This is a genomic window from Actinomadura sp. NPDC049382 (assembly GCF_040677125.1).
Taxonomy (GTDB): Bacteria; Actinomycetota; Actinomycetes; order Streptosporangiales; family Streptosporangiaceae; genus Spirillospora; species Spirillospora geliboluensis.
The window spans coordinates 1-24,746 of the sequence record NZ_JBFARO010000094.1; the positions used below are offsets into that span (position 1 = coordinate 1).

Annotated in this window: 26 protein-coding genes and 1 pseudogene; 10 read left to right on the top strand and 17 right to left on the bottom strand. The window is 74.1% G+C overall.

The features are described from left to right. Positions 1–946 (bottom strand): serine/threonine-protein kinase (locus tag AB0K34_RS34560; RefSeq protein ID WP_364553120.1); only part of this gene is annotated, 946 nt, incomplete at its 3' end. A gap of 489 nt (positions 947–1,435) precedes the next feature. On the opposite strand from AB0K34_RS34560, the gene AB0K34_RS34565 reads away from it, so the two are divergent. Next, a complete protein-coding gene (locus AB0K34_RS34565) occupies positions 1,436–2,914 on the top strand; it encodes a DEAD/DEAH box helicase (RefSeq protein ID WP_240808318.1) in 1,479 nt (492 codons plus the stop codon). A 60-nt stretch (positions 2,915–2,974) separates the two neighbouring features. Here the strand turns inward: AB0K34_RS34565 and AB0K34_RS34570 are convergent, their stop codons facing one another. Next, the gene (locus AB0K34_RS34570) at positions 2,975–3,712 is read right to left on the bottom strand and encodes a glycerophosphodiester phosphodiesterase family protein (protein WP_364553121.1); all 738 of its coding nucleotides are present in this window, start codon (positions 3,710–3,712) and stop codon (positions 2,975–2,977) included. 69 nt (positions 3,713–3,781) lie between these two features. On the opposite strand from AB0K34_RS34570, the gene AB0K34_RS34575 reads away from it, so the two are divergent. Together AB0K34_RS34575 and AB0K34_RS34580 are read left to right on the top strand one after the other, a co-directional pair. Beyond that, on the top strand, positions 3,782–4,657 hold the full coding sequence (locus AB0K34_RS34575) for an alpha/beta hydrolase (RefSeq protein WP_301177400.1): 876 nt from the start codon (positions 3,782–3,784) through the stop codon (positions 4,655–4,657). 120 nt (positions 4,658–4,777) lie between these two features. Beyond that, positions 4,778–5,326: a GNAT family N-acetyltransferase gene (locus tag AB0K34_RS34580; protein ID WP_364553122.1), complete on the top strand. Its 549-nt coding sequence runs from the start codon at positions 4,778–4,780 to the stop codon at positions 5,324–5,326. On the opposite strand, the gene AB0K34_RS34585 is transcribed toward AB0K34_RS34580, so the two are convergent. Both AB0K34_RS34585 and AB0K34_RS34590 read right to left on the bottom strand, forming a co-directional pair. Beyond that, positions 5,295–6,854 carry an FAD-binding oxidoreductase gene (locus AB0K34_RS34585; protein WP_364553123.1) on the bottom strand — a complete coding sequence of 520 codons (1,560 nt, stop codon included), beginning with the start codon at positions 6,852–6,854 and terminating at the stop codon, positions 5,295–5,297. The two genes, AB0K34_RS34580 and AB0K34_RS34585, sit on opposite strands and share 32 nt — an antisense overlap. Positions 6,855–6,864: 10 nt before the next feature. Continuing rightward, positions 6,865–7,433, bottom strand: a pseudogene (locus AB0K34_RS34590) (SDR family oxidoreductase). A gap of 71 nt (positions 7,434–7,504) precedes the next feature. Here AB0K34_RS34590 and AB0K34_RS34595 point away from each other — a divergent pair. Together AB0K34_RS34595 and AB0K34_RS34600 are read left to right on the top strand one after the other, a co-directional pair. Next, positions 7,505–7,696, top strand: coding sequence for a DUF1059 domain-containing protein (locus AB0K34_RS34595; protein WP_138639770.1), 192 nt, complete (start codon positions 7,505–7,507; stop codon positions 7,694–7,696). 94 nt (positions 7,697–7,790) lie between these two features. Next, on the top strand, positions 7,791–8,696 hold the full coding sequence (locus AB0K34_RS34600; protein ID WP_138639769.1) for an oxygenase MpaB family protein: 906 nt from the start codon (positions 7,791–7,793) through the stop codon (positions 8,694–8,696). Here the strand turns inward: AB0K34_RS34600 and AB0K34_RS34605 are convergent. Genes AB0K34_RS34605 through AB0K34_RS34620 form a run of 4 tightly spaced genes read right to left on the bottom strand, consistent with a single transcriptional unit; the run spans position 8,693 to position 11,818 of the window. Beyond that, entirely contained in the window at positions 8,693–9,559 is an 867-nt protein-coding gene (locus AB0K34_RS34605) for a PD-(D/E)XK nuclease family protein (RefSeq protein WP_364553125.1), read from the bottom strand. The genes AB0K34_RS34600 and AB0K34_RS34605 overlap by 4 nt on opposite strands. Positions 9,560–9,569: 10 nt before the next feature. Then, the gene (locus AB0K34_RS34610; RefSeq protein WP_138639767.1) at positions 9,570–10,277 is read right to left on the bottom strand and encodes an MBL fold metallo-hydrolase; all 708 of its coding nucleotides are present in this window, start codon (positions 10,275–10,277) and stop codon (positions 9,570–9,572) included. 10 nt (positions 10,278–10,287) lie between these two features. Further along, positions 10,288–11,154 (bottom strand): PHP domain-containing protein, encoded by an 867-nt coding sequence (locus AB0K34_RS34615; RefSeq protein WP_364553127.1) that lies wholly within the window; start codon positions 11,152–11,154, stop codon positions 10,288–10,290. 16 nt (positions 11,155–11,170) lie between these two features. Further along, positions 11,171–11,818, bottom strand: coding sequence for a DUF6758 family protein (locus AB0K34_RS34620; RefSeq protein ID WP_138639765.1), 648 nt, complete (start codon positions 11,816–11,818; stop codon positions 11,171–11,173). An 83-nt stretch (positions 11,819–11,901) separates the two neighbouring features. On the opposite strand from AB0K34_RS34620, the gene AB0K34_RS34625 reads away from it, so the two are divergent. Continuing rightward, positions 11,902–12,291: an NUDIX domain-containing protein gene (locus AB0K34_RS34625; protein ID WP_138639764.1), complete on the top strand. Its 390-nt coding sequence runs from the start codon at positions 11,902–11,904 to the stop codon at positions 12,289–12,291. A 17-nt stretch (positions 12,292–12,308) separates the two neighbouring features. On the opposite strand, the gene AB0K34_RS34630 is transcribed toward AB0K34_RS34625, so the two are convergent. Further along, the gene (locus AB0K34_RS34630; protein WP_364553128.1) at positions 12,309–13,460 is read right to left on the bottom strand and encodes a CPBP family intramembrane glutamic endopeptidase; all 1,152 of its coding nucleotides are present in this window, start codon (positions 13,458–13,460) and stop codon (positions 12,309–12,311) included. Positions 13,461–13,718: 258 nt separating this feature from the next. Beyond that, positions 13,719–14,657, bottom strand: coding sequence for a CoA ester lyase (locus tag AB0K34_RS34635; RefSeq protein WP_364553129.1), 939 nt, complete (start codon positions 14,655–14,657; stop codon positions 13,719–13,721). Positions 14,658–14,696: 39 nt separating this feature from the next. On the opposite strand from AB0K34_RS34635, the gene AB0K34_RS34640 reads away from it, so the two are divergent. Next, on the top strand, positions 14,697–15,197 hold the full coding sequence (locus tag AB0K34_RS34640) for a hypothetical protein (protein WP_301177406.1): 501 nt from the start codon (positions 14,697–14,699) through the stop codon (positions 15,195–15,197). A 38-nt stretch (positions 15,198–15,235) separates the two neighbouring features. Here AB0K34_RS34640 and AB0K34_RS34645 read toward each other — a convergent pair whose 3' ends face one another. Then, positions 15,236–16,126 carry an RNA polymerase sigma-70 factor gene (locus tag AB0K34_RS34645; RefSeq protein ID WP_138640653.1) on the bottom strand — a complete coding sequence of 297 codons (891 nt, stop codon included), beginning with the start codon at positions 16,124–16,126 and terminating at the stop codon, positions 15,236–15,238. A 123-nt stretch (positions 16,127–16,249) separates the two neighbouring features. Between AB0K34_RS34645 and AB0K34_RS34650 the strand changes: the two genes are divergently transcribed. Together AB0K34_RS34650 and AB0K34_RS34655 are read left to right on the top strand one after the other, a co-directional pair. Continuing rightward, positions 16,250–17,548, top strand: coding sequence for a CBS domain-containing protein (locus AB0K34_RS34650; protein ID WP_138640654.1), 1,299 nt, complete (start codon positions 16,250–16,252; stop codon positions 17,546–17,548). A 14-nt stretch (positions 17,549–17,562) separates the two neighbouring features. Then, positions 17,563–18,042: a DUF1003 domain-containing protein gene (locus AB0K34_RS34655; protein ID WP_240808435.1), complete on the top strand. Its 480-nt coding sequence runs from the start codon at positions 17,563–17,565 to the stop codon at positions 18,040–18,042. Here AB0K34_RS34655 and AB0K34_RS34660 read toward each other — a convergent pair. Further along, positions 18,008–18,502, bottom strand: a complete 495-nt coding sequence (locus tag AB0K34_RS34660; RefSeq protein ID WP_240808436.1) for a MarR family winged helix-turn-helix transcriptional regulator — start codon at positions 18,500–18,502, stop codon at positions 18,008–18,010. The two genes, AB0K34_RS34655 and AB0K34_RS34660, sit on opposite strands and share 35 nt — an antisense overlap. Positions 18,503–18,612: 110 nt before the next feature. Here AB0K34_RS34660 and AB0K34_RS34665 point away from each other — a divergent pair, with 110 nt between their 5' ends. Beyond that, complete coding sequence (locus AB0K34_RS34665; protein WP_138640656.1) at positions 18,613–19,752, top strand: Mrp/NBP35 family ATP-binding protein; 1,140 nt, start codon at positions 18,613–18,615, stop codon at positions 19,750–19,752. An 80-nt stretch (positions 19,753–19,832) separates the two neighbouring features. Here AB0K34_RS34665 and AB0K34_RS34670 read toward each other — a convergent pair whose 3' ends face one another. From AB0K34_RS34670 to sigE, 5 genes are all read right to left on the bottom strand, one after another. Next, the gene (locus AB0K34_RS34670; protein WP_301177407.1) at positions 19,833–20,189 is read right to left on the bottom strand and encodes a sec-independent translocase; all 357 of its coding nucleotides are present in this window, start codon (positions 20,187–20,189) and stop codon (positions 19,833–19,835) included. 101 nt (positions 20,190–20,290) lie between these two features. Then, positions 20,291–22,054, bottom strand: a complete 1,764-nt coding sequence (locus tag AB0K34_RS34675; protein ID WP_364553130.1) for a trypsin-like peptidase domain-containing protein — start codon at positions 22,052–22,054, stop codon at positions 20,291–20,293. A 102-nt stretch (positions 22,055–22,156) separates the two neighbouring features. Further along, complete coding sequence (locus AB0K34_RS34680; RefSeq protein ID WP_364553132.1) at positions 22,157–23,284, bottom strand: sigma-E factor regulatory protein RseB domain-containing protein; 1,128 nt, start codon at positions 23,282–23,284, stop codon at positions 22,157–22,159. After that, a complete protein-coding gene (locus tag AB0K34_RS34685; RefSeq protein ID WP_301174985.1) occupies positions 23,281–23,904 on the bottom strand; it encodes a zf-HC2 domain-containing protein in 624 nt (207 codons plus the stop codon). Before AB0K34_RS34685 ends, AB0K34_RS34680 begins: the two co-directional genes overlap by 4 nt. 64 nt (positions 23,905–23,968) lie before the next feature. Continuing rightward, positions 23,969–24,700: an RNA polymerase sigma factor SigE gene (gene sigE / locus AB0K34_RS34690; protein WP_205719506.1), complete on the bottom strand. Its 732-nt coding sequence runs from the start codon at positions 24,698–24,700 to the stop codon at positions 23,969–23,971. Positions 24,701–24,746: the final 46 nt, after the last annotated feature.

Below are 24,746 nucleotides of genomic sequence, written 5' to 3' on the forward strand. Positions count from 1 at the left end.
CGGTTCGGCGGGCGGCTCGGGAACCTCGGGCGGCGGCGGCTCCTCCGGCGGGGGCCAGCCCGGCCGCCACCAGCGGGAAGACGGCGGCGAGCGCGACCGCCGCGCCCGCCATCGCCCGCACGCCGCGCCCCTCCCAGTCGGCCCCGTAGACCGAGGACGCGACCGCGTCCAGCTCGGCGACGAAGTCGGCGGCGCCGGACGGGCGGTCGCCGGCGGACTTGGCCATCCCCCGCGCGATCAGGTCGCGCAGCGCCGCCGGCGCCCCCTCCAGCGGGACGGGCGCGCGCAGGTGGGCGCCCGCGAGCGCCGCCAGGTCGCCGCCGTAGGGCCGCCGCCCGGTCACGCACTCGTAGAACACGCAGGTCGCGGCGTACACGTCGGTGGCCGGGGACGCGGGCCCCTTCTCCCACTGCTCCGGGGCCATGTAGGCGGGCGTGCCCGACCCGCCGCCGTCCCCGGCGAGCACGGCCACGCCGAAGTCGATCAGCTTGCTCAGCCCGTCCGCCCGGACGACGACGTTCGCGGGCTTGTAGTCGCGGTGCACCACCCCGGCGGCGTGCGCGGCGGCGAGCCCCCGCAGGGAGCCCTTCAGCACGGCGAGCGCCGCCTCCGGCTCCAGCGCGCCGTGCTCGGCCAGGATCCGCTTGAGCGAGACCCCGTTCACCGCCTCCATCACGAGCGCGACGCCCCGGTCGGCGCTGACGAACCGGTAGAGCCGGACGACGTGCGGATCGTCCACCCGGCCGAGCATGACCGCCTCGGCGCGCAGCGACGCGACCGCGCGCTCGTCCCCGTCCCGCCGGGACAGGTACTTGATCGCGACCGGGGCGCCGGTGCGGGCGTGCCGGGCCAGCACCACCCGGCCCTGCGCGCCCGCCCCCAGCTCGCGGACCTCGGTGAAGCCGTCGACGCGCCACGGCGTTTCGGCGGGGGGCGGGCCGGTCATGATCTAACTCTGCGCGATCGCCGGGCCGGCTGCGGAGCCGCCGGGCGCGGACTGTCCGGATGTGGCCGCCCGCGCGGGCCGCGGCCGGGGCCCGCGCGGCGCTTGCGCCCCCGCCGGATAATGCCTGGCGGACGGGGCATGGAATAGACGCGAACGCGGAAACGTTGGGACGGGTGATCGGCTATTGGTGTATGCAACCGCCGGTCGGTACACTGCGTCGCGGAGTGTGACCGCACGCAGCCACAGCGAGTGACTGCTTTCAACCCCTGACTGCGGTCGCCGAGAGATTTTGAGCAACGGCTGGTCCCTCCCGCGCGAGCGCGCGGCCACAGGAACGACGGACGCGTCCGCGAGGACGGAGTCGCGCCGGCGAGCCGCGCCGCACCCGGGAGCGGAGACCCCGCACATTGGAGGCTGAAAGCCCTGACTACCTTTCGTGAACTCGGGGTCGTCCCCGAGATAGCAGACGCCCTTGAAGCAGAGGGCATCGTGGAAGCGTTCCCCATCCAGGAACTCGCCCTGCCGATCGCGCTGGGCGGGCACGACATCATCGGCCAGGCCCGCACGGGCACCGGCAAGACCCTCGCGTTCGGCGCGGCGCTGCTGCAGCGCATCGAGCACGGCGGCAAAGAGCCGCGCGCGCTCGTCGTCGCCCCGACCCGCGAGCTGGCCCTCCAGGTCACCGACGACCTCCTGGTCGCCGGCGGCAAGCTCGGCACCCGCGTCCTGTCGGTCTACGGCGGGCGCGCGTACGAGCCGCAGATCAACGCGCTCCGCGAGGGCGTCGACGTGGTCGTCGGCACCCCGGGCCGGCTCCTCGACCTGGTCAAGCAGAAGCACCTCGACCTGTCCAAGGTCGGCGTGCTGGTGCTGGACGAGGCCGACCGCATGCTCGACCTCGGGTTCCTGCCCGACATCGAGCGGATCATCAAGCGGATCCCGGCGCAGCGCCAGACGATGATGTTCTCGGCGACCATGCCGGGCGAGATCGTCGCGCTGTCGCGGCAGTACCTGACCCGGCCCACCAACGTGCGGGCCGAGTCGCACACCGAGTCCGACGCGACGCCGCAGGTCGTCCAGCACGTCTTCCAGGCCCACCAGATGGACAAGCCGGAGATGCTGGCGCGGCTGCTGCAGGCCGAGGGCCGCGGGCTGACGATGATCTTCTGCCAGACCAAGCGGGCCTGCGACCGGGTGGCCGCCGACCTCGCGCAGCGCGGCTTCGACGCCGCCGCCGTGCACGGCGACCTCGGGCAGAGCCAGCGCGAGCGGGCGCTGCGCGCGTTCCGCAACGGCAAGATCGGCGTGCTGGTGGCCACCGACGTGGCGGCCCGCGGGCTCGACGTCGACGACGTCACCCACGTCGTCAACTACGAGTGCCCCGACAGCGCCGACACCTACGTGCACCGCATCGGCCGGACCGGCCGCGCGGGCAAGGAGGGCGTCGCGGTCACGCTGATCGACTGGTCCGACCTCACCCGGTGGAAGCTGATCAACGGTCAGCTCGACCTGCCGTTCGCCGAGCCGCAGGAGACCTACTCGACGTCCCCGCACTTCTTCGAGACGCTCGGCATCCCCGCCGGCACCAAGGGGACGCTGCCGAAGGAGCAGCGGCACGGGCGCGCCGGGCTGGACGCCGAGGAGCTGGAGGACATCGGCGAGACCGGCAAGGTCCGCAGCCACACCCGCGGCGACCGGGACCGGGACCGCGACCGGGAGCGGGAGCGGGAGCGGCCGCGCCGCCGCAAGCGCAACCGGACCCGCACCCGCGCCGGCAAGCCCGTCGAGGCCACCGCGACGGCGACCGGGACGGTCACCGCGGCGGAGGCCGAGACCGCCGCCGGCTCCGCGGCGGACGGCAACGTCGTCGACGCGGTCGCGACCGAGCGCAAGCGCAGCCGCACCCGCCGCCGCACCCGCGCCGGCCAGCCGGCGGCCTCGCAGGCCGAGGCGTCGCAGACGGCCTGATCACCTGGGACGACCGCGAGACCCCCGCCCGGTCTCGCGGTTGTGCTGTGTCCGGGCCCGCTAGCCGCGGGCGCGCCGGCCGGGGCCGCTCCGGCCGCCGCGGCCGTCGCGGTCGTCGCGGCCGTCGCGGAGCTTCAGCGCGGTGCCGGGATGATCGGTGATCAGGACGGCCACGCGCGGGTCGCCGAGGAAGCGCCGCATCACCGGTTCGGCGTTGACCGTCCAGATCATGGCGGGGATGCCGGCGCGGCCGCACTGCCGCAGCACGCCGACGCGGGCCAGCCGGTGGTTCAGCGCGACCATGTCGGCGCCCGCCCGGCGGATCAGCCGCAGCGGCGCGAAGTCGTGGGCGGCGCCGCGCTCCCACAGGTTGCGTCCCACCGACAGGGCCGTCCGCACGCCCGGGAAGCTCTTCTTGATCTCCAGCAGCGAGGTGATCTCGCGGGTGGTGACGACGAACCCGTCCCGCCCGAACGCCTCCACCGCGAGCGCGACGGTCTCGTGCTCGCAGCCGCGCTCCTTGAGGTCGAGATGCCCCTGGGCGCTGCCCGCGATGATCTCCATGGCCTCGCCGACCAGCGGCACCGGCCGGGACGCGAGGTCCTGGATGCGGGCGTAGCTCAGCCGGTTCAGCCGCAGCCCGCCGATCTCGGGATCGTGGTGGACGACGAGGCGCCCGTCGCCCGTCCGCCTGATGTCGATCTCCACGTACTCGGCGCCGGACGCGGCCGCCGCGGCGAGCCCCGTCAGCCCCGCCTCGTCACGGCGGTGCGCGGAGATGGCCGGCTTGGAAGGCACGCTGGCGACGGTACCACCGAAACTTTTTCACCGATGTCCGTCGAGACCCATTGACTAGGCTGGTGCCCTGTGAGTACGCCCCGGTTCCTGAACCTGCCCCCCGGCGTGAGCCGGACGACCGTCGAGACCTCCCGCGGCGCGTTCGCCGCGCTGGAGGCCCTCCCCGGCTCGGGCGTGCCCGAACGCTGGCCCGCGCTGCTCGTCCCCGGGCTGACGGGCAGCAAGGAGGACTTCCTCGGCGTCCTGCAGACCCTCGCCGCGTCCGGCCGCCGCGTCCTCGCGATCGACATGCGCGGCCAGTACGAGTCGATCGGCCCGGACGACGACGCCGCCTACACCCGCGCCGCCCTCGGCGCGGACATCGCGTCCCTGCTGGACGTGCTGGGCCCCGAGCCCGTCCACCTCGTGGGGCACTCGTTCGGCGGCCTCGTCTGCCGGGAGACCGTCCTGTCCGGGGCGCTGCCGGCGTCGCTGACGCTGATGAGCTCGGGCCCGGCGGCCGCGACCGGCCAGGCCGCCGCCAAGGCCCGCGCGCTCCGCGACGCCCTCCCCGAACTCGGCCTCGCGCAGATCTGGGAGCTCGCCCTCGAACCGAACTACCTGGGGCGCGGCGTCCAGGACGAGATCCTGGCGTTCCTGAAGGCCCGCACCGTCGGCAACTCCGCGAGGGGCCTCGCCCGCATGGCCGACGAGCTGCTCACCGCCCCCGACCGCGTCGAGGAGCTCACCAAGCACTGCGCCGACTCCGGGCTGCGCACCCTCGTCCTCTACGGCGAGGACGACGACGTCTGGGAGCCGCCCGTCCAGGCCGCGATGGCGGAGCACCTGAACGCCGCCAAGGTCGTCATCCCCGGCGCCGCCCACTCCCCCGCCTGGGACGCCCCGGAGACCACGGCCGCCGCCCTCCGCACCTTCTGGACGGAGACAGAGCACACGCTCAAGTAGCGGCGGGGCCCGCCTGCACCGCAGGTGTAGAATTCCCGGGTTCTCAGGAAAGCCTGCACGGACGGTTTCATACCGGCCGGCAGGCTTTTCGTCGTTTCTGGGCCGGAATCGAGGGATCTCGTGGTCGAGTTGTCCGTCCGTCTCGCCGGTGAAGGCGACCGCGCGGTGGTGGAGCGGCTGTGGCTGATGTTCCAGCACGACATGTCGGAGTTCTGGGGCGGGCTGCCGTTCCCCGACGCGACGTTCCGGAGCGAGCGGCTCCAGGCCGCGTTCTCCGGCGCCGATTCGACTGCCTACCTGTTCACCCAGGGTGACCGGCCGGTGGGATTCGCCGTGGTGCGGGGCCTCGCGGAGCAGCGGCGCGTGCTGACCTCGTTCTTCGTCGTGCGGGGAGCGCGCCGCACCGGGATCGGGTTGCGCGCGTTCCAGCAGGTCGTGGGGCGTCATCCCGGCCCGTGGGAGGTCGCCTTCCAGGACGGCAACACCACCGCCGTGCGGTTCTGGCGGCGCGCGGCCGAGACGATCGCACCGGGCGCATGGACGGAAGAGCGCAGGCCGGTGCCGTCACGCCCCGACCTGCCGCCCGACGTATGGATAGCGTTCGCCGTGGACGCCTGCGCCGCCCGGAGCGCCGGTTTCAGGGCGGGTCGAGCAGGACGCCCGGGTTGAGGATCGCGGACGGGTCCAGCGCGCCCTTGGCGGCGCGGAGGGCCGCCGCGAACGGGTCCGGGCGCTGGCGGTCGTACCAGGGGCGGTGGTCGCGGCCGACGGCGTGATGGTGGGTGATCGTGGCGCCGTGGGCGGCTAGGGCGTCCGACACCGCCGCCTTGATCACGTCCCACTGGGCCACGGTCGAGCCCCAGCGCCCGGACGCGTAGACGCCGAAGTAGGGCGCGGGGCCGTCCGGGTAGACGTGGGTGAAGCGGCACGTCACGACGCCCTCGGCGCCGGCCTCGTCCATCGCCTGCCGGGCCGCCGCCAGGACGGCCTCGCGCAGGGCGGGGAAGGCGCCCCAGGTGCACGCCGTCTCGAACGTCTCGACGATCATGCCGTGGGCCGCGAGGGCGTCGCGCTGGTAGGGCATGCGCAGGAACGCGGAGCGCCAGGTGTCGGACGCGTCGCGCTTCGCGCGGGGCTGCGGACGTCCGCCGTGGTCGCGGCAGAGTTCCAGGGCCCGTTCCAGGAGCGCGTCCACCGGGTGGTCGGCCGACTCGAAGCCCAGGACGAGGACCCCGCCCGGCGAGTCCGTGCCGGCGTTCAGCAGCGCCTCCATGGGGTCGAGGAGTCGGCAGTTCGCCGGGTTCAGCCCGGACTGCGCCAGGGCCCGCGTCGCGGCCACGGCGTCGTCGTAGCCGCCGAAGAGCACGGACGCTCCGGCACGCCAGCGGGGTCGCTCCTGGAGCCGCATCCATGCCTCGGTGATGATGCCGAGGGTTCCCTCCGAACCGAGGAAGAGCCGGTCCGGGGACGGGCCCGCGCCAGAGCCGGGCAGGCGCAGCGACTCGCTCACCCCCGCCGGTGTCACCACCCGCAGGGACTCCACCATCTCGTCGATGTGCGTGAGGACGGTGGCGTAGTGGCCGCCCGAGCGGGTGGCCAGCCAGCCGCCGAGCGTGGAGAACTCGAACGACTGGGGGAAGTGCCGCAAGGTCAGGCCGTGCGGCCGCAGGCGGTCTTCAAGGGACGGCCCGTACACACCAGCCTGGATGCGGGCCGCCCTGGCGCTGGTGTCGATCTCCACGACATCAGCGAGCCGGCCCAGATCCAGGCTGATCGAGGGCCCCAGGCCACGGGGCTCGACGCCCCCGACGACGGAACTGCCCCCGCCGTAGGGGATGACGGCGATCCCGGCGCCCGCGCACCAGTCGAGGACGTCGACCACGTCGCGTTCGGCACCGGGCCTGACCACCAGATCAGGGACCTCGCCCAGGTCGCCCAGCAGGTTGCGGACCACGTCCCGGAACGCCTTGCCCCGAGCGTGGCCGAGCCGGTCGGCCGGGTCGTCCGAACACAGATCGGCCAGGGACGACGGCGCGGTGATCCGAGGGGGCCGCACCTCGAGGTCACCGACCGCCGGAGGCGCGTGGTCGGTCAGGTCGGCACCGGGCAGCAGCGCCGCCACCCGGGCGATCAGCTCCGCGCGTTCCGCGCCCGTGACCGCGTCCTCCACCTGTCCCCAGCCCCACCAAGATCGCATGCCCCCATCATCAGGTGAGGTTGAGGCCGCCGTCCACGGCCAGAGTCTGGCCCGTCAGCCAGGTGCTGGACGGGTCGGCCAGCCGGACGATCCAGGCGGCCACCTCGGCGGGGTCGCCGCGGCGGGCCAGCGGGATGCGGGCCGCCTCCCGGCGTCGGCCAGTTCGAGGGCCCAGCTGCGGGTGAGCTGCTCCAGCGCCGCCTTGGACGCGGCGTAGTGGGCGGCGCCGGGCAGCGGGCGGTGCCCGTAGGTGCTGGACACGTTGACGATCGCGCCCTTGGTGTCGCGCAGGTGCGGCAGGGCCGCGCGGGCGAGCAGGCTCGGGGCCGTGACGTTGAGGTCGAACAGGCCCGCGATGCCCTCGGCGGTCGTCTCCGCGAGCGGCATCATCCTGGTGGCGCCGGCGTTGTTGACCAGGACGTCCAGCCGGCCCCAGCGGGACACGACGCCGAGCTCGACGCCGTCCTCGACGCGGCCCACGGCGACGACGTCGGCGCCCATGTCGGCCTGCACGGTGCGATCTAGCCGCAAATCTTCACTCTGACCTGGGCGTGTGCCAGGCTGGAAGTGTCCGAGCATGGCGGTGCGGCGGGACCACGGCCCGCCGGCGCTCCGGGCTCTCCCGCTGCGCCGGCCGACGGGGAGGAACCATGCGCAAGGTCGCCGACTGCCGGGAGATGCCGAGCGAGTCCGGCTGCACGCTCACCATCAGCGGCGAGGAGGACGAGGTCGTCCGCGCCGCCACCGAGCACGCGGTCTCGGTGCACGGGCACACCGACACGCCCGAACTGCGGGACGAGATCCGCACCCACCTCAAGAACGAGGAGGTGAGCGTCCACTGACCCACCGCCGGGCCCGGCCCGCGCGGGGGGCGGTGTCGCGGGGCCCGGGAGGTAATGACACACTTACATGAGTTTGTCTCATGGAGGTGTGTGCATGCCCGCGACCGTCCAGCCACCCGAGAGCGTCACCTGGCGCGTCCACCTCGACCGGTCCATGTGGGTCGGCGGGGTGCGCAGCCTCATGCTCCAGGCGCTGCACCCCATGGCGATGTGGGGCGTCTGGCAGAACTCCACCTTCCGTGAGGACCCGTTCGGGCGGCTCCAGCGGACGTCCGACTTCGTGGGGCTCGGCACGTTCGGCAGCCCGGAGGAGGTCGAGAAGGCCGCGTACCGGGTGCGGGAGATCCACCGGAGCCTGCGCATCCTGAACCACGACACCGGCAAGAAGGAGCGGCTCGACCAGCCCGAGCTCCTGCTGTGGGTGCACTGCGCCGAGGTCTACTCCTACCTGGAGGTGGCGCGGCGGGCCGGGCTGCCGCTGACCGGCGCCATGGCCGACCGGTACCTCGACGAGCAGCGCGCGTCGGCGACGCTGGTCGGGCTGCACGCCGAGGACGTTCCCGGCAGCGTCGCCGAGATGGAGGCGTTCTTCGCCGAGATGCGGCCGCGGTTGCGGGTCACCGAGGAGGCGGCGGAGACCGTCCGGTTCCTGATGTGGCCGACGATGCCGGAGAACCTGAAGTTCCTCGCGCCGGGCAAGCCCGGCTACTTCCCGTTCGGCGCGCTCTGCTACTACTCGCTGCCGGACTGGGCACGCCGGATGTACGGGGCGCTGCCCGAGGTGCCGCAGCCCGCGGTGACGGCCGCGCTCAGGTCGTTCCGGCTCGCGATGAACTCCGTGCCGGAGAAGGTGCACGACTACGCGTTCGCCAAGGACACCCGCGACATGCTCGAACGGGCCCGGCAGCGGCTCGCGGCCGAGGGCTACGACGTCAGCAAGGGCCTGTTCGGGCTCCGCGACCCGCGCCGGTGGCCAAACCGGGAACTCGCCTCGGCCTAGGCGACGTCGACCGGGAGCGCCGCCCACGGCTCCTTGCGCGGGGCGGCCTCCCGGCCCTCCGGGCAGTGCCGGGCGAAGTCGCACCACGAGCACAGGTTGCCCGGACGCGGCGGGAACAGCTCGTCGTAGGGCGCGTGGTCGCCCGGGCGGGGCTTCGGGACGCGGTTGCGGTACGCCTCGTCGGCCGCGGCGGCCTCGGCGGCGATCTGCTCCGCGCGGCGGATGTGCCGGGCCAGCGACTCGTCGGTGTGCTCCCACACCGCGACCTCGCCGGACGGCAGATGGTGCAGCTCGACGCGGCGGCACGGGCGGCGCAGGACGCGGGACGCCGCCACCGCGTAGATCGCCAGGGCGAGGGAGCCGCGCGCGTCGTCGGCGGTGAGCACGTGCCGGCCCGTCTTGTAGTCGACGATGACCAGCTCGGGGCCGCGCGCGTCGAGACGGTCGATGCGGCCCGAGACGGCGATGCGGTCGGTGCGGGTGGCGACCGTGCGCTCCACCCCGACCGGCTCGTCCGACGGGTCGAGCCCCGCGACGTAGCGCTCGGTCATGTCGCGGGCCCGCTCGCGCCACTGCGCCGACTGCGCCTCGTCGCGGAAGCCGTCCGTCAGCCAGCCCCGGGCGAGCAGCGCCCCGGCGGCCTCGGGCGTGCGCTCCTCAACGGGGAGCCGCCACCAGCCGGCCAGCGCGTTGTGCACGCTCGCGCCGACGCTGTTGTGCGCCCACGGCGGGCCCTTCGGCGGCATCGGACGGTCCAGGTAGGTCATCCGGTACCGGCGTGGGCAGTCCAGCCAGGTGTTCAACCGCGACGGCGTGCACGTGTACAGCCGCTGGGGCATCCCGTCGAAGCCCAGCTGCTCCATGCCCGGCCGCTCAGTCGTCGGACTCGTTGGCGAGCGAGCCCCAGGTCTCCCAGCGGGCGTCCTCGTCGCCGACGGTGGTCTCCTCGCCCTGCGCGGGCAGCACCTTCAGCTCCTTCGGCAGCGGGGTCAGCAGCGCGCCGATCGAGTTGAGCTGCTTGCGCAGGTCCTCGTAGGCGCCGCCGATCGAGCCGGGCCGGCCGCGGTGCAGGGTGTCGCCGGAGAACAGCACGCCGAGCTGCTCGCTGATCACGCAGACGCTGCCGGGCGTGTGGCCCGGGGTGTGCACGATCTCCAGCTGCGCCTCGCCGATCTCGAAGACGCCGCCGTCCTCCAGCCAGATGTCGGGTTCGAGGGAGCGGAGCGCCTTGGCGTCGTCCTCGTCCTCCTCCGCTTTGGCGAGGCGGCCGAAGTAATCGCGCCACAGCAGCCGGTCGGCGCGGTGCATCGCGATCGGGGCCCAGTCGTCCTCGTCCTCCTCCCCGGCGGCGGCGACCTCGAGCACCACGCTGAGGCGGTGCTCGTTGCCGTCGGTCAGGATGACGGCCATGACCTCGCGGTCGCCGACCTCCTTGAGGATGGCCTCGGCGTCGTTCGCCGGGTCGATCACGATGACCTCGTCGTCGTCGCCGACGATGTAGGTGTTGTTATCGACGTCGTACTCGGTGTCGTCCAGGGTGAGCTTCCCCGACGTCACCACCTGTTCGATGCGCGCGTCCACGCAACGCACCCTACCGCGCTTCGCCGCCCCGTTCCGGCACACGGAGATCACCGCCGGACGCGGCCGCGGCGAGCCGCTCGAACGCCTCCGGGGCGGTCGTCTCCGCGCCGAGCCGGTCGCCGGTCAGCGCGCCGTGGTCGTCGCTGGACCCGGTCGCGGCGAGGTCCAGCGCGGCGGCCAGCGCGCGCAACCGGGCGCGGTCCTCCGGGACGTGGTCGGGGTGGTCGGTCTCGACGCCGGCGAGCCCCGCGGCGGCGAGCCGCTCGATCACCTCGTCGTCGAACACGTAGCCGCGGCGGCGGGCGCGCGGATGCGCCAGCACGCACACTCCCCCGGCGGCGCGGACGAGCCCGACCGCCCGCTCCGGGTCCATCGCGTAGCGCTCGGCGTAGGCCCGGCCGCCCTGCGCGATCCACCGCGTCGTGAACGCCTCGTCGGTCGTCTTGATCGCGCCGGCCTCGACCATGGCGCGCGCGATGTGCGGGCGCCCGACCGCCTCGCCGCGCGCGAGCGCCCGGACCATGCCCCAGGTGACGTCCACGCCGAGGCCGCGGAGCCGGTCGACCATGGTCCGCGCCCTGATCACCCGGTCGTCGCAGATCCGGGCCAGCTCAGCGGCGAGCGCCGGGTGCTCCGGGTCGAACAGGTAGCCGAGCAGGTGCAGGCTGCGGCCGCCCTCCTGGCAGGACAGCTCGATGCCGGGGACGACCGTCAGGCCGTCCGGCGCGGCGGCGGCCGCCTCGTCCCATCCGGCGACGGTGTCGTGGTCGGTCAGCGCGACGACGTCCAGTCCCCGCGCCCGCGCCCGCCGGACGACCTCGGCGGGCGGCCGGGTGCCGTCGGAGACATCGCTGTGGCAGTGCAGGTCGATCCGCATCAGCGGCCCGCCCCTCTCACTCGTCGAGCCGGGGGCTGTAGGCGCCGTAGGGCAGGTCGATCTCCATGCCCGGTTCGCGCAGGTCGAGGAGGTTCTGGCTCTCCAGCATCAGGACGCCCGCGTCGGCGGGCCACAGCACCGCCCACAGCCAGTTCCCCATCGCCTCTCCGACGTAGACGGCCCGGTCGGGCCGGTCGCCGACCGCCCACATGGGGACCGACCGGCCGCACGTCGCGGCGGGACCGCTGACGTCGAGCTTCACGTGCGGCGGGCCCCCGTTGAACGCCTCGCCCGGGTCGGAGCCCTCCAGGCCCGCGTAGTGGGCGCCGAGCCCGATGCCGGGCTCCTCGGCGATCAGCAGCATGTCGGCGGGGCCGCGCAGCAGCCCCGGCCCGGACACGGCGACGGCCGTCGCCCGCGCGCCGGAGCGGTCGTCGCCGACCGTGGCGAATCCCGTGACGAGCCAGGCCGGCGGAAGGGGCCAGGGCGTCCAGACCGGGACCCGCGCGTCGCGCAGCACGGCGGCCAGCCCCTCCGGGCCCGGGCGCCGGGACGGCTGCCGCGGCAGCACGGCGCCGTGCACGCCGCAGCTCCAGTCGCTCGACCAGAGGCCCGGCGCGCTCAGCGGACCCGCGCAGCGCGGGCACATGGGCTCCGCCCTCATGGATATCCACACTGCGCGGCCTCGTCCCGCCCCGTCAAGTCGGCGCAGGTCGCCACCGGGAAAAGGGGGGACAAAATGGAGCCATGAGAACACGGTGCGTGGGCGGGATCGTGCGCGACGGCGACGGGCGGCTGCTGCTGGTGCGGCGCGGGCGCCCGCCCGGCGCGGGCCTGTGGTCCGTTCCGGGCGGGCGGGTCGAGCCGGGCGAGGACGACCCGGCCGCGGTCGCACGGGAGCTGAAGGAGGAGACCGGCCTGGACGTCGCCGTGGGTGCCCTCGCCGGAACGGTCGAGCGCCCCGGGCCGGAGGGCGTCGTCTTCGAGATCCACGACTACGCGGCCACCGTCACGGGCGGGACGCTCCGCGCGGGCGACGACGCCGACGACGTGGCCTGGGTGCGCCCGGACGACCTCGCCGGTCTTCCGCTCACGCCGGGGCTGCTCGACGCGCTGGCCGAGTGGGGCGTCCTCTAGAAGGGCCGGACGGGCAGCTACGGTACCGGCAGCGGCTCTGGTTCCACCGTGGTCGGGACCTCGTCCTCACCCGTGCGCTTCTGCATCCGCATGCGCCGCGCCAGTAGAACCACCACCGCCGCGTAGAGCACCATGGGGATGACGTCCGCCAGGACGACCTGCCAGGGCACGCTGCCCTGCTCCATGTCGAGCTTCCCGACGGCCGCCGGGAGGAGGAACGCCATCAGGTTGTTGAACACGTGCAGGGCGATGCCGGACTCCAGGCCGCCCGTCCGCACCGTCATCCACGCCGCGATCGCACCGAACAGGAAGATGTCGAGGACGCCCCAGCTCGTGTAGCCGTGCCCGGCCGTGAAGAGCGCCGACCCGAGCACGATGCCGGGCCAGGGGGTGCGGAACACCGCGCTGAACGCCCGCCCGACCGGGCCCCTGGCGTTCTCCAGCGTGCACGCGCCGACGGCCTGGAGCAGCCAGCCGCGGAACACGTACTCCTCCGCCGCCGCCTGGAACGGCACCAGCAGGACGATCAGGACCGCCGGGAGCAGGAACTCGCTCCAGCCGACCCAGTGCTCGTCGCCGCCGGACGTGTCGCCCATCGCGATCGCCGCCACGATCGACGTCCCGTAGGACACGACGCAGAAGCCGATCGCCAGGCCGCAGCACACCAGCATCCAGCGCCACCGCAGCCGTCCCGCGACCGACGACAGCGTGCCGGGCCGCCGCCGCTGGACCAGCCACGCCGCCCCGAAGACCACGGGCAGGAACAGGGCGAGCGCCGCCAGGTTGAACACGACGTCGGCGGTGGTGTTGCCGAAGATCGAGTCGGTGTCGGCCGCGGCGGGGTCGGGGGCCTCCCCGGTGACCGCCATCTGGACGACCGCTCCGGCGACCATCAGCCCGAGCATGCCGACCATCCCCACCACGAGGATCGCGATGCTGCCCACCAGCGGGCGCCACCACCGGTGCGCCTCGTTCCGGGCGGCCTGGTGGTAGGGCCTGCCGGGCGGGAGGGCCACCGTCCACGACCGCTTGGCGGGCGGCATGCCGTACGCGGGCCCGTAGTACGCGCCGGGCCCGTACGCCCCGTACTGCGGGGCCGGGTACTGGCCGGTCGCGTACGCCTGGCCCCAGCCGTCGGGCTGCGCGGGCGCCCCGGGCCAGTAAGGCATGCCCGGCGCGTAGCCCGGCGCGGCCCCGGCCTCATACGGCTGCTGCCGTACCTGCTGCGGAGGCTGTGCCTGATGCGCGGGCTGCACCTGCTGCGGAGGCGGCGCCGCGACGGGCGGCTCCGATGCGGCGGGCGCGACGGGTTCGGGGGCGGGAGTGGCTGGGTCCGGGGGCGCCCAGCCGTTGGTCTCCCCAGGTTCTGACAACGCTCGACCCCTCCCCGTTAACCTTCGCGTACGTGGGACGAATCGTACGGGGCCTCAGTTCCCCGCGGGGTCGAAGCGCTTCGTGCGGGCCAGCCCGGCGGCGCGTCCCTTGGCGGCGATGACGAGCGCCATCTTCCGGGACGCCTCGTCGATCATCTCGTCGCCGAGCCGCGCGGCGCCCCGGCCCTCGCGCAGCGCGTGGTCGTAGGCGTCGAGGATCAGCTCGGCGTGGTCGTAGTCGTCCTGGGTCGGGGAGAACACCGCGTTCCCGGCGTCGATCTGGGACGGGTGCAGGACCCACTTGCCGTCGAAGCCGAGCGCGGCCGAGCGCCGCGCGACCCGCGTGAACGCGTCCACGTCGCGGACGTTGAAGTAGGGCCCGTCGATGGCCTGCAGATCGTGGGCGCGCGCGGCGATCAGGATCCGCATCAGGATGTGGTGGTAGGCGTCGCCCTCGGTGTAGCCGGGCGGCTGCTCCCCCACCACGAGCGTCTTCATGTTGAGGGACGCCATGAGGTCGCCCGGCCCGAGGACGAGGGTCTCCAGCCGCGGCGAGGACGCGGCGATCGCGTCGATGTGCGTCAGGCCGCGGGCGTCCTCGATCTGCGCCTCGATGCCGATGCCGCCCACCGGCAGGCCCGTGGCCCGCTCGATCTGGGTGAGCAGCCGGTCGAGCCACTGGACGTGGGTCGCGTCCGACACCTTCGGCAGCATGATCGCGTCCACCTGGGCGCCGGCGCCCTCGACGACCTCGATCACGTCCCGGTAGGCCCACGGGGTGTCGAGGTCGTTGACGCGCACCACCCGGGTCTTGCCGGACCAGTCGCCGCCGGTGAGCGCGGCGACGACGGTCGAGCGGGCGCCCTCCTTCGCGGACGGCGCGACGGCGTCCTCCAGGTCGAGGAAGATCTCGTCGGCGGGCAGCCCCTGCGCCTTCTCGATGAAGCGGGGATTGCTGCCCGGGACGGCGAGGGTGGTACGGCGTGAGCGCATGGCCCGGATGCTATCCAGCGGGTGTGAGACCCTTCCGGCATGGGTCTGAACAGGGCGCTGGTGGAGGAGGCGGCCAAGAAGTCCGGGCTGCTGTGGCTCGACCTGCCGGGCCTGCCGCAGCCGCGGGCCGCCTGGCACGTGTGGCACGACGGCTCCGCCTACGTGCTGACCGGCGGCGAGGGCGAGCAGCCGCTGCCGGGCCTGCCGGAGGCCGACCGGGTCACGGTGATCCTGCGCAGCAAGGACAAGGGCGGCCGGCTGCTCTCGTTCACCGCCGACGCGGAGGTCGTCGAGCCCGGCACCGAGCTGTGGGACGCCGTGACGCCGATCCTCGCCAAGGAGCGCCTGAACGCCCGCACCCACGAGGGCCAGGTGGAGACGTGGGCGGCCGAGTCGTGGATCGTCCGGCTGACCCCGGTGGAGGAGGTCGAGACCGCGGCGGAGGAGTACGCGGCCGTCCGGCCGGTGCCGACCCCGGCGACGACCGCCGGCACGCCGCCGCGCATGGTCGGCGGCAAGCGCCGGCGCGTCGACCGCTAGCGGGCATCCCCCGCCGGCTCACCTCTCGAGCCGGCGGTTCACATCTCGAGCCGGCGGCCCTCCGCGAGGGCGCGCAGCTTGTCCGGGTTGGCGACCAGGTGGATCGCCTGGATCCGGCCGTCGGCGTCGGCGTCGGCGGTGAACGCGCTGATCGGGCCGGCCGGGCCGGACACGACCACCGCGGGCTCGCCGTTGAGCTCGACCCGCTCGAACCGCATGTCCGCCGGCTCGACGCCCTGGTAGGTCTGCTGGGACACCGCGCTGAAGAAGCGGCCCACCTTCTCCGCACCGAAGATGACCCGGCGCGGGGCGCGGACCTTGCCGCCGCCGTCCGACCACAGCGCGACGTCCGGGGCCAGGACCTCCATGAACCGGTTGATGTCGCCGCCGAGCACCGCGTCGAAGAACCGCTCGGTCACGGCGCGCCGGTCGGCGCCGCCGGCCTCGAAGCGCGGCCGCCGGGCCTGCACGTGCTTGCGGGCGCGGGTCCCGAGCTGCCGCACGGACGCCTCCGACCGGTCCAGCGCCCGCGCGATCTCCGCGTACGGGTAACCGAAGACCTCCTTGAGGACGAAGACGGCCCGTTCGAGGGGGCTCAGCGTCTCCAGGACGACCAGCATCGCCATCGACACCGACTCCGCCAACTCGGCGTCCTCGGCGACGTCCGGGGACGTCAGCATCGGCTCCGGCAGCCACGGGCCGACATAGGTCTCGCGCCGGGCCTGCGCCGAGCGGAGCCGGTCCAGCGCCACGTTGGTGGTGATCCGGACGAGGTAGGCCTTCGGGTCGGCCACGCCGGAGCGGTCCGCGGCGGACCAGCGCAGCCAGGCGTCCTGCACGGCGTCCTCGGCGTCCGCCGCCGTGCCCAGCATCCGGTACGCCACCGCGAACAGCAGGCTGCGGTGCTCCTCGAAAGCGTCGCTCATCATCGTCAACTCTTTCACGCCAGCTAGGACGGGGCGAGCGCCCGAGATGTGACACTCCTCGCCGGAAGCGTCCGGTGTGCGTCCCGGGTCCGGATCGACCGGGAGATCATGGGTAGTGTCCTGCCCATGAGTGCGGCTCCGACACGGGTGTTCATCGCCCGGCTCGCGGGCATCGCGGTGTTCGACCCGGCCGGGGACCAGGTCGGCCGGGTCCGCGATGTGGTGGTCGCGCTGCGGCTGGCGCCGCGGCCGCCGCGGGTGCTCGGGCTGGTGGTGGAGGTCGCGCCGCGGCGGACCGTGTTCCTGCCGATCACCCGGGTGACGGTGATCGAGGCGGACGCGATCATCTTCGACGGGCGGCTGAACATGCGCCGCTTCCAGAAGCGCGAGTCGGAGACGCTGGCCATCGCCGAGATGCTGGACCGCACCGTCCGGTTCTGCGACACCGGCGAGCCCGTCTCCGTGGTGGACGTGGCGATGGAGCCCACCCGCACCCGGGACTGGCTCATCGCGAAGGTCGCCGTCCGCCGCCGCACCGGCCGCGGCCTGCGCAAGCGCGGGGAGAGCCTGATCGTCGACTGGGACGCCGTCGAGGGGTTCTCCGCCGTCGAGCACGGGCAGGGCGCCGCCGGGCTGATCGCCGCGTTCGAGCGGATGAAGCCCGCCGACCTCGCCAACATCGTGCACGAGCTGTCGCCGAAGCGGCGCGCGGAGGTCGCGGTCGCGCTGGACGACGAGCGGCTCGCCGACGTCCTGGAGGAGCTGCCCGAGGACGACCAGGTCGAGATCCTCGGCAACCTCGGCGTGGACCGGGCCGCCGACGTGCTGGAGGCGATGGGGCCCGACGACGCGGCGGACCTGCTCGGCGAGCTGCCCGCCGAGCAGCGGGAGCGGCTGCTGACGCTGATGGAGCCGCAGGACGCGGCGCCGGTGCGGCGGCTGCTCACCTACCCCGACGAGTCGGCCGGCGGGCTGATGACCAGCGACCCGGTGATCGTCCCGCCGGACGCGACGGTCGCCGAGGCGCTCGCGCTGATCCGCCGCCCCGACCTGAACCCGGCGCTGGCCGCGCAGGTGTACGTGTGCCGGCCGCCGACCGCGACGCCGACCGGCCAGTACCTCGGCACCGTGCACTTCCAGAAGCTGCTGCGCGAGCCGCCGCCGACGCTGGTCAGCGGGATCGTGGACGCCGAGCTCGACCCGCTGCGCCCCACCATGTCGCTGGAGGCCGTCGCGATGTTCCTGGCCACCTACAACCTCGTCGCCGGCGCCGTCGTGGACGAGAACGGGCATCTGCTCGGCGCGGTGACGATCGACGACGTCCTCGACCACCTGCTGCCCGAGGACTGGCGCGAGACCGTGATGGACGCCGTCGCCGAGGGGTCCGCGGACCCCGAGGAAGAGGCTCTCCGGGGGACCACATGATGACGACACGGCCGATGACCGGGCGCCTGGACCAGCCGCGGGAGGTGCGCCGGACGCTGCTGCCGCGGATCCACTACGACCCCGAGTCGTTCGGGCGGCTGTCGGAGCGGATCGCGCGGTTCCTCGGGACGGCCCGGTTCATCGTCTACATGACGGTCTTCGTCACCGTGTGGATCGGGTGGAACCTGCTCGCGCCGTCCGCGCTGAAGTTCGACCCGTACCCGTTCATCTTCCTGACGCTGATGCTGTCGCTGCAGGCGTCCTACGCGGCGCCGCTGATCCTGCTCGCCCAGAACCGGCAGGACGACCGGGACCGCGTCCAGTACGAGTCGGACCGGGCCCGCGGCGACCGCAGCATCGCCGACACCGAGTACCTGACGCGGGAGATCGCGGGGCTGCGGGTGGCGCTGAACGAGGTCGTCACCCGCGACTTCCTGCGCTCGGAGCTCCAGCAGATCCTCAAGGAGATGGACGCCAAGGAGAACGTCCGCTAGCCGCTCGGGCGGGGACCTTCTCGTCGGCGAGCTTGCCGAGGATGTGCCCGAGGATGCGCAGGTCGGGCTCGTCCAGCCGGCTGAGCAGGTAGTCGCGGACGCCCTGCCGGTAGGTGGGGGTGGCGTCGGCGAGCCGGTCCCGCCCGGCGGCGGTGAGGACGGCGTACAGGCCGCGGGCGTCGTCGGCGCAGGACTGCCGCACCACCAGCCCGTCGCGCTGCATGCGGTCGACCAGCCGGGTCAGGCCGCTGCGCGACAGCAGCACGCGGTCGGCGAGGTCGTTCATCCGCAGCCGCCCGTCCGGCGCCTCGCCGAGGTGCAGCAGCACGTCGTAGGAGGCGAGGGCGAGGCCGTGGCGGGCCAGCAGGTCGGCCTGCAGGCGGCGGGAGATCCGCGCCTGCGCCCGCAGCATGGTCCGCCAGACGGCCGGCTCGTCGGCCGGGAGGGTACCGGTGGTCACCGCACCGATGTTACGGCCGGTGAGGCGCCCGCGCGATGGAGACGCACCCGGCGTGTGAGGACGGACACCCTGATTAACGGAACGGGGCCCGGGGTTCATACCATGGACGCATGGCCTCCCAGTTGACGACCGAGCGGGTGACCGAGGCTCTCGCCACGGTGAACGATCCTGAGATCCACAAGCCCATCACCGAGCTCGACATGGTCAAGAGCGTCGACATCGAGGCGGACGGCACCGTCCGCGTCGGCGTCTACCTGACCGTGGCCGGATGTCCGATGAAGGACACCATCACCAAACGCGTCACGGAGGCCGTCTCCCGTCTCGACGGGGTCACCTCGGTCCAGGTCGACCTGGACGTGATGAGCGAGGAGCAGCGCAAGGACCTGCAGACCAAGCTGCGCGGCGGGCAGCCCGCCAAGGAGATCCCGTTCGCCAAGCCGAACTCGCTGACCAAGGTGTACGCGGTCGCGAGCGGCAAGGGCGGCGTCGGCAAGTCGTCGGTGACGGTGAACCTCGCCGCCGCGCTGGCCGCGCAGGGCCGCAAGGTCGGCGTCGTCGACGCCGACATCTACGGCCACTCGGTGCCGCGGATGCTGGGCGTGGACACCCCGCCCACCAAGGTCGAAGACATGATCATGCCGCCGTCCGCGCACGACGTGAAGGTGATCTCGGTCGGCATGTTCACCGCCGGGAACCAGCCGGTCGTGTGGCGCGGGCCGATGCTGCACCGGGCGCTGCAGCAGTTCCTCGCGGACGTCTACTGGGGCGACCTCGACATCCTGCTGATGGACCTGCCGCCCGGCACCGGCGACATCGCGATCTCCGTCGCGCAGCTGCTGCCGTCCGCGGAGATCCTCGTCGTCACCACCCCGCAGCAGGCCGCCGCCGAGGTGGCCGAGCGGGCCGGCGCGATCGCCGCGCAGACGCACCAGCAGGTCGTCGGCGTGATCGAGAACATGTCCTACCTGGCGTGCCCGCACTGCGGCGAGCAGCAGCACATCTTCGGCGAGGGCGGCGGCCAGACCGTCGCGGACGCCCTGACCAAGACCCTCGGGACCCGCGTCCCGCTGCTCGGCCAGGTGCAGATCGACCCGCGCCTGCGCGAGGGCGGCGACAACGGCACCCCGCTCGTCCTGTCCGACCCGGACGCGGGCGCCGCCAAGGAGCTGCGCACCATCGCCGACAAGCTCGCCGGCCGCAGCCGCGGCCTCGCCGGCATGTCCCTGGGCATCAGCCCCAAGGGCCGGTGACACGGCCAGAACCCGGGAAGTTCACCAAGAGCAAGGGAAAGGCCCCGCCGGACGCCGGCGGGGCCTTTCCCTTGCTTTGCTCAGGTCGCTTCGTTGTCGAAGGGGGGGCGTTCGCCTGCCGGGAGGGCGCCCGTCGTCGTGGCGTAGGACGGGGCGTCGTCGTCGAAGAGGCCAGTGCCGTTCGCGGTCGGGGTGCCGTCCTCGTCCTCGAAGAGGTGCTTGCGGACGAACGTCTTCGGGTTCAGGTCGTTGATGTCGAAGTCCTTGAACTCCGGCCCGAGCCCCTCCTGCAGGTCGGCCTTGGCGCTGTCGGCCATCTGCCGGAACTGCCGGAGCATGCGGCCGGCCTGCCCGGCGACCTGCGGCAGCTTGTCCCCGAAGATGACCAGGGCGAGGACGACGAGCACCGCCATCTCACCGAGTCCGACGTCGAACAACCCGTCCTCCACAAGCCGTCAGGGGCCGGTCCGCGCGGACCGGCCCCCTCAGCGTATCCCGAGACCGGACGAACCGGACCTCCCGACCGTGCCGCGGCGCGCTAGTCGGCACCCAGCGTCAACTGGACGTTGGCCTCCTTGCCGGCGCGCTCGTAGGTGACGGTGACCCGGTCGCCGGGGGCCCGGCTGCGGATCTGCGCGATCAGGTCGGTGGCGTCCTCGATCGGCCGGCCGTCGACCTTGGTGATCACGTCGCCGGGCTTCAGCCCCGCCTTGTCCGCCGGGCCGCCCTTGACCACCGGGTCCTGCCCGTTGACCTGCTGGGTCATGATCCGGGCGCCGCCGTCCTGGTAGCGCGGGTCCGGGAACACGCCGAGCTTGGCCTGGCGGACGCTGCCGGTGCGGATGATCTCCTCGGCGATCCGCTTGCCCTGGTTGATCGGAATCGCGAAGCCGAGGCCGATGCTGCCGCTCTGGGTCTCGCCGCCGAGCGACTGGCCGCCGAGGGTCGCGATCGCGGTGTTGATGCCGATCACGCGGCCCTTCCCGTCGACCAGCGGGCCGCCCGAGTTGCCGGGGTTGATCGCGGCGTCGGTCTGGATGGCGTTCAGGTAGGACGCGTCGCCGCCGCCCTCGCCCTGCGTGGGCACGGCCCGATTCAGCGAGCTGACGATGCCGGTGGTGACCGAGCCCTGCAGGCCGAGCGGCGAGCCGATCGCGATCACCGGGTCGCCGACGGCGATCTTGCTGGAGTCGCCGAGCGGCAGCGGCGGCAGCGAGTGCTGGCCCTCCGGCTTGAGGACGGCGACGTCCGAGCTCGGGTCGGAGCCCTTGACGGTCGCGGGCAGCGTCTTCTTGTCGTTGAAGACGATCTGGATCTGCCCGCCGCCCGCACCGGCGACGACGTGGTTGTTGGTGACGACGTAGCCGCCGTTCACGATGAAGCCGGTGCCGCCGACCTCGCCCTGCGCGGCCCGCACGCGGATCATCACGACGCTCGGCAGCACCCGCTGCGCGACGCCGGCGACCGAGTCCGGCGGGCGGGCCTGCACCTTGCCGTCGCTACTGCTGCTGCCGCCGAGGCTCACCGAGCCGCCGTCGTCGTCGGTGGCGATGACGCCGATCCCGGCGCCGAGCGCGCCCGCCACCAGCGCGACGATCAGCGCGACGACGGCGAGCAGCCCGAGGCCGGGGCCGCCGCGCGAGGACGGCGGCATCGCGGGCACCGGCGCCCAGTTGGGGCCGGTGCCGCCGGGCGGCATCCCGTAGCCCGCCATCGGGCGGGGGCCGGGACCGCCGGGGGGCGGGCCCATCGGCGCGGGCGGCGGCGCCAGCGGCGGGCGGCCGTCGGCGGGCGGCGGCGGGCCCTGGTGGGACTGCTGCGGCCAGCCGCCGTACGGGCCGCCCTGCGCGGCGCGCGGGTCCTGGTTGTGCGGGACGAACCCGGGCCGCGGGCGGTCGTCCTCCACGGGGGGCTTGTCGAGCGCGACGGGCGGCGGGGGCTGCGGCATGTCCCGCGGCGGGACGTCCTGCAGCGGCACCTCCTGCGGCGCCATGCCGGCCGGCCCGCCGTTGGAGAGCACGTCCTCGCTGGTGTCCGGCGGGGCGCCGAGCGAGTCCGGGGGCGCGAACCCCCCGGCCACCAGCCGGTCGCCCGGGGTGCCGGCCTCGCGGGCGGCCCCGGTGCCGTCGGCCGGCGCGTCGTCGGCCGGCGCGGCGTCGTCCGCCGGCGCCTCCAGGGGGATCTCCTGGTCGGTCACCGTCTCGGGAGGAGCCGCCGCCTCCTGCCGCTCAGGCTCCTGGCCGGAGGCGACCTCGTCGTCCTCCGCCGCCGCCCTGGCCGGCCCGCGGTTGTCTTCCGTCATCCCCATCTCTCCTACCGAGCATGGTCCTCGTCATCCGTGCTCATGCTGCCCTTAAAGGCATGTGGCGAGCATAAGACCTATCAGGCGCGCGCTCATCCCGGCTCAGTCGAACGGATTCGCCGCGGAAACAAGGCGTCGGGTGCCCCGCGACAGCCGCTTCCAGAAGGTGTCGGGGGCGCCGCGCGGCATGTTGACGGCGACGGCCTCCGCCGTGCTCTGCGGCGCGTCGGTGAGCACGGTGTACACGTATCCCTTGCCCGCGGACACGGCCCAGCGCCGCAGCGCCTCGCGGCGGTACACCGTCCGGCCCCGGCGAACGGTCTTCTGCCAGCCGGACATCCCGCTCTCCTCGAGAGCGCCGCGCTGTACGAACACCGAGACGGCGGCGAGGCCGTCGGAGTAGCTGAGGTGGACGGAGCCGCCGTCCTTCTCGCGGCGCACGTCGAAGAGGGTGAGCCGGCCGGGCAGGTCGGCGGGGACGGGCCAGCCGCGGTCGCGGAGCCAGGCGATCCCGGTGGCGTCCAGGCGCTCGCCCCACGCGTTCGCGGCGGCGTCGGCGGCGTCGCCCGCGCCGGATCCGGGGAAGCGCAGCAGCCCGCCCCGGGGCGTCACCCGCACCGGCGGCTCCGGCGGCGGCGCGGTGAAGCTGATCTCGGTGAACCCGGTGACGACCACCGGCCGCCCGGTCGCGTCGATCAGCTCGCGGTGCAGCATCAGCCCGGTCTCTCGGTCGATCCAGAAGCGCCCGGCCGGGGTGCCGTCCGGGCGGCGGGCCTCGACGACGCGGGCCCGTCGGCCGCAGACCACCCCGTCGGCCGCGCGCACCACCGAGTAGTTGCGGGTGAGCAGCGCGAGGGTCTCCGGGGTGAAGCCGGTGCTGTCGCCCGCGGCGGACTCGGGCCGGTGGCCGGTCCCGGCGCCGTCCGCGGACCGGTACCGGATGCCCTCGCCGGGCCGGTGCGCGACGGTGACGCGGGACGTGGCGGACCGGCTGCGGTTCCACGTCGTGAGGAAGCGGCTGCCCTCGTACGGGACGCGGCGGGCGGCGTCGGCGGCGGCGCGCAGCAGCCCCACGGCGCCGGGGTCGCTGCGGACGCGGCGCGCGGCGGCCGGGTCGCCGGACAGCAGCACCGCGAGGGCGAGCGCCCCCGCGAGCCCGCCGGCCAGGGCGGCGCAGCGCCTGCCCCGCCCCGTGCCGCCCCCGTCGCGGGTCGCGGCCGGCGCGGTCACGGCCCTGGGGAGACCTGGACCTGGTAGACCGGGTCGGTGAGCGGGTCGGTCATCGGCGCGTCGCCGGAGGTCAGCGCGTGCTCGACGGCGAACCGGTCGAACGCGGGCGTGACGGCGGGCTGGTCCTGCTCGCCGCCGGCGATGTAGGAGGCGGTGCCCAGGCCGAGGAAGAGCGTGGCGGCGCCGACGACCAGGTAGCGGCGCCTCGGGTGGACCTGGACGGCCGTGGCGCGGCCGGGCGGGCGGGTGTCGCGCGGACGTCCGGCGGGGGACGTCCTGGACGGGCGGGCCGGTGATCGCAGCGGCCGGGCGGGGCGTGCGGGCGGCGCCTCGGCGGCGGGCCGCCCCGGCGGTTCGGCGGGCGGGCCGCCCGCGGGCGGTACGGCGGACGCCGGCATGGCGCGCAGCCGGTTCAGGAAGTCGGGGGTCGGCAGGTCGTCGGCGCCGTCCGCGGCGGGGTCGGCGGACAGCCCCCGGAGCCGCCGCTTGACCTTGCGCAGCTCGGCGACCTCGTCCCGGCACTGGGCGCATCCCGCGAGGTGGGAGAGGACGCGGTCGCGCTCCTCATGCCCCAGCTCCTCGTCGACCAGAGCGGTCAGACGCTCCCCCAGACAACTCACGCCGCCTCCGTCGATTCCGTTCGATAAGGCGCGCGGTCCCGCCCCGCGCGCGATAAGTACGGCTTTACGCCCCGTCCGGCAGTGGTGGCACGACCGCCGCGTGCGCGCCCCCCGGCGCCGCGTCGGCCACGGCGGTGCGCGCCTCGGCCGCCGCCTGGTAGTCGTTCCGCGTGCCGGGCCGGCGCCGCGTCGGCGCCCGGTGCTCCAGCGCGGCGCGCAGCTGCGCCCGCCCCCGGTGGATGCGGCTGCGGACGGTCCCGAGCTTGACGCCGAGCGTGGCCGAGATCTCCTCGTAGGACAGCCCCTCGATGTCGCACAGCACCACGGCCGCGCGGTACTCGGGGGCCAGCGCGTCGAGGGCGGCCTGGACGTCGGCGTCGAAGTTGGTGTCGTCGAACGCCTGCGCCGGGGTCGGTTCGCGGCCCTGGAGGCGCTCGGCGGCGTCGTCGGCGAGCCCCTCGAAGCGGATGCGCTGGCGGCGCCGCGCCATGTCGAGGAACAGGTTCGTGGTGATGCGGTGCAGCCAGCCCTCGAACGTTCCCGGCGTGTAGTTCGACAGCGACCGGAACACGCGGACGAAGACCTCCTGGGTGAGGTCCTCGGCGTCGTGCTGGTTGCCGGTCAGCCGGTAGGCGAGCCGGTAGACCCGCGCCGAGTGCTCGCGGACGACCTCGTCCCAGGACGGCGGCGCCCACTCGGCCTCGGGGGCGTTCTCTCGAGTGCGAGCGGCGGTCCCAAGCCCCTGCCTGGCGCCGACCCCCACAGCGCTTCTGAAACTGAGTGCTGCGACTCCCATGGTGCCGGGCTGTTCCTCTCTCGTGAGCCAAGGTTCTCGCCTTGGA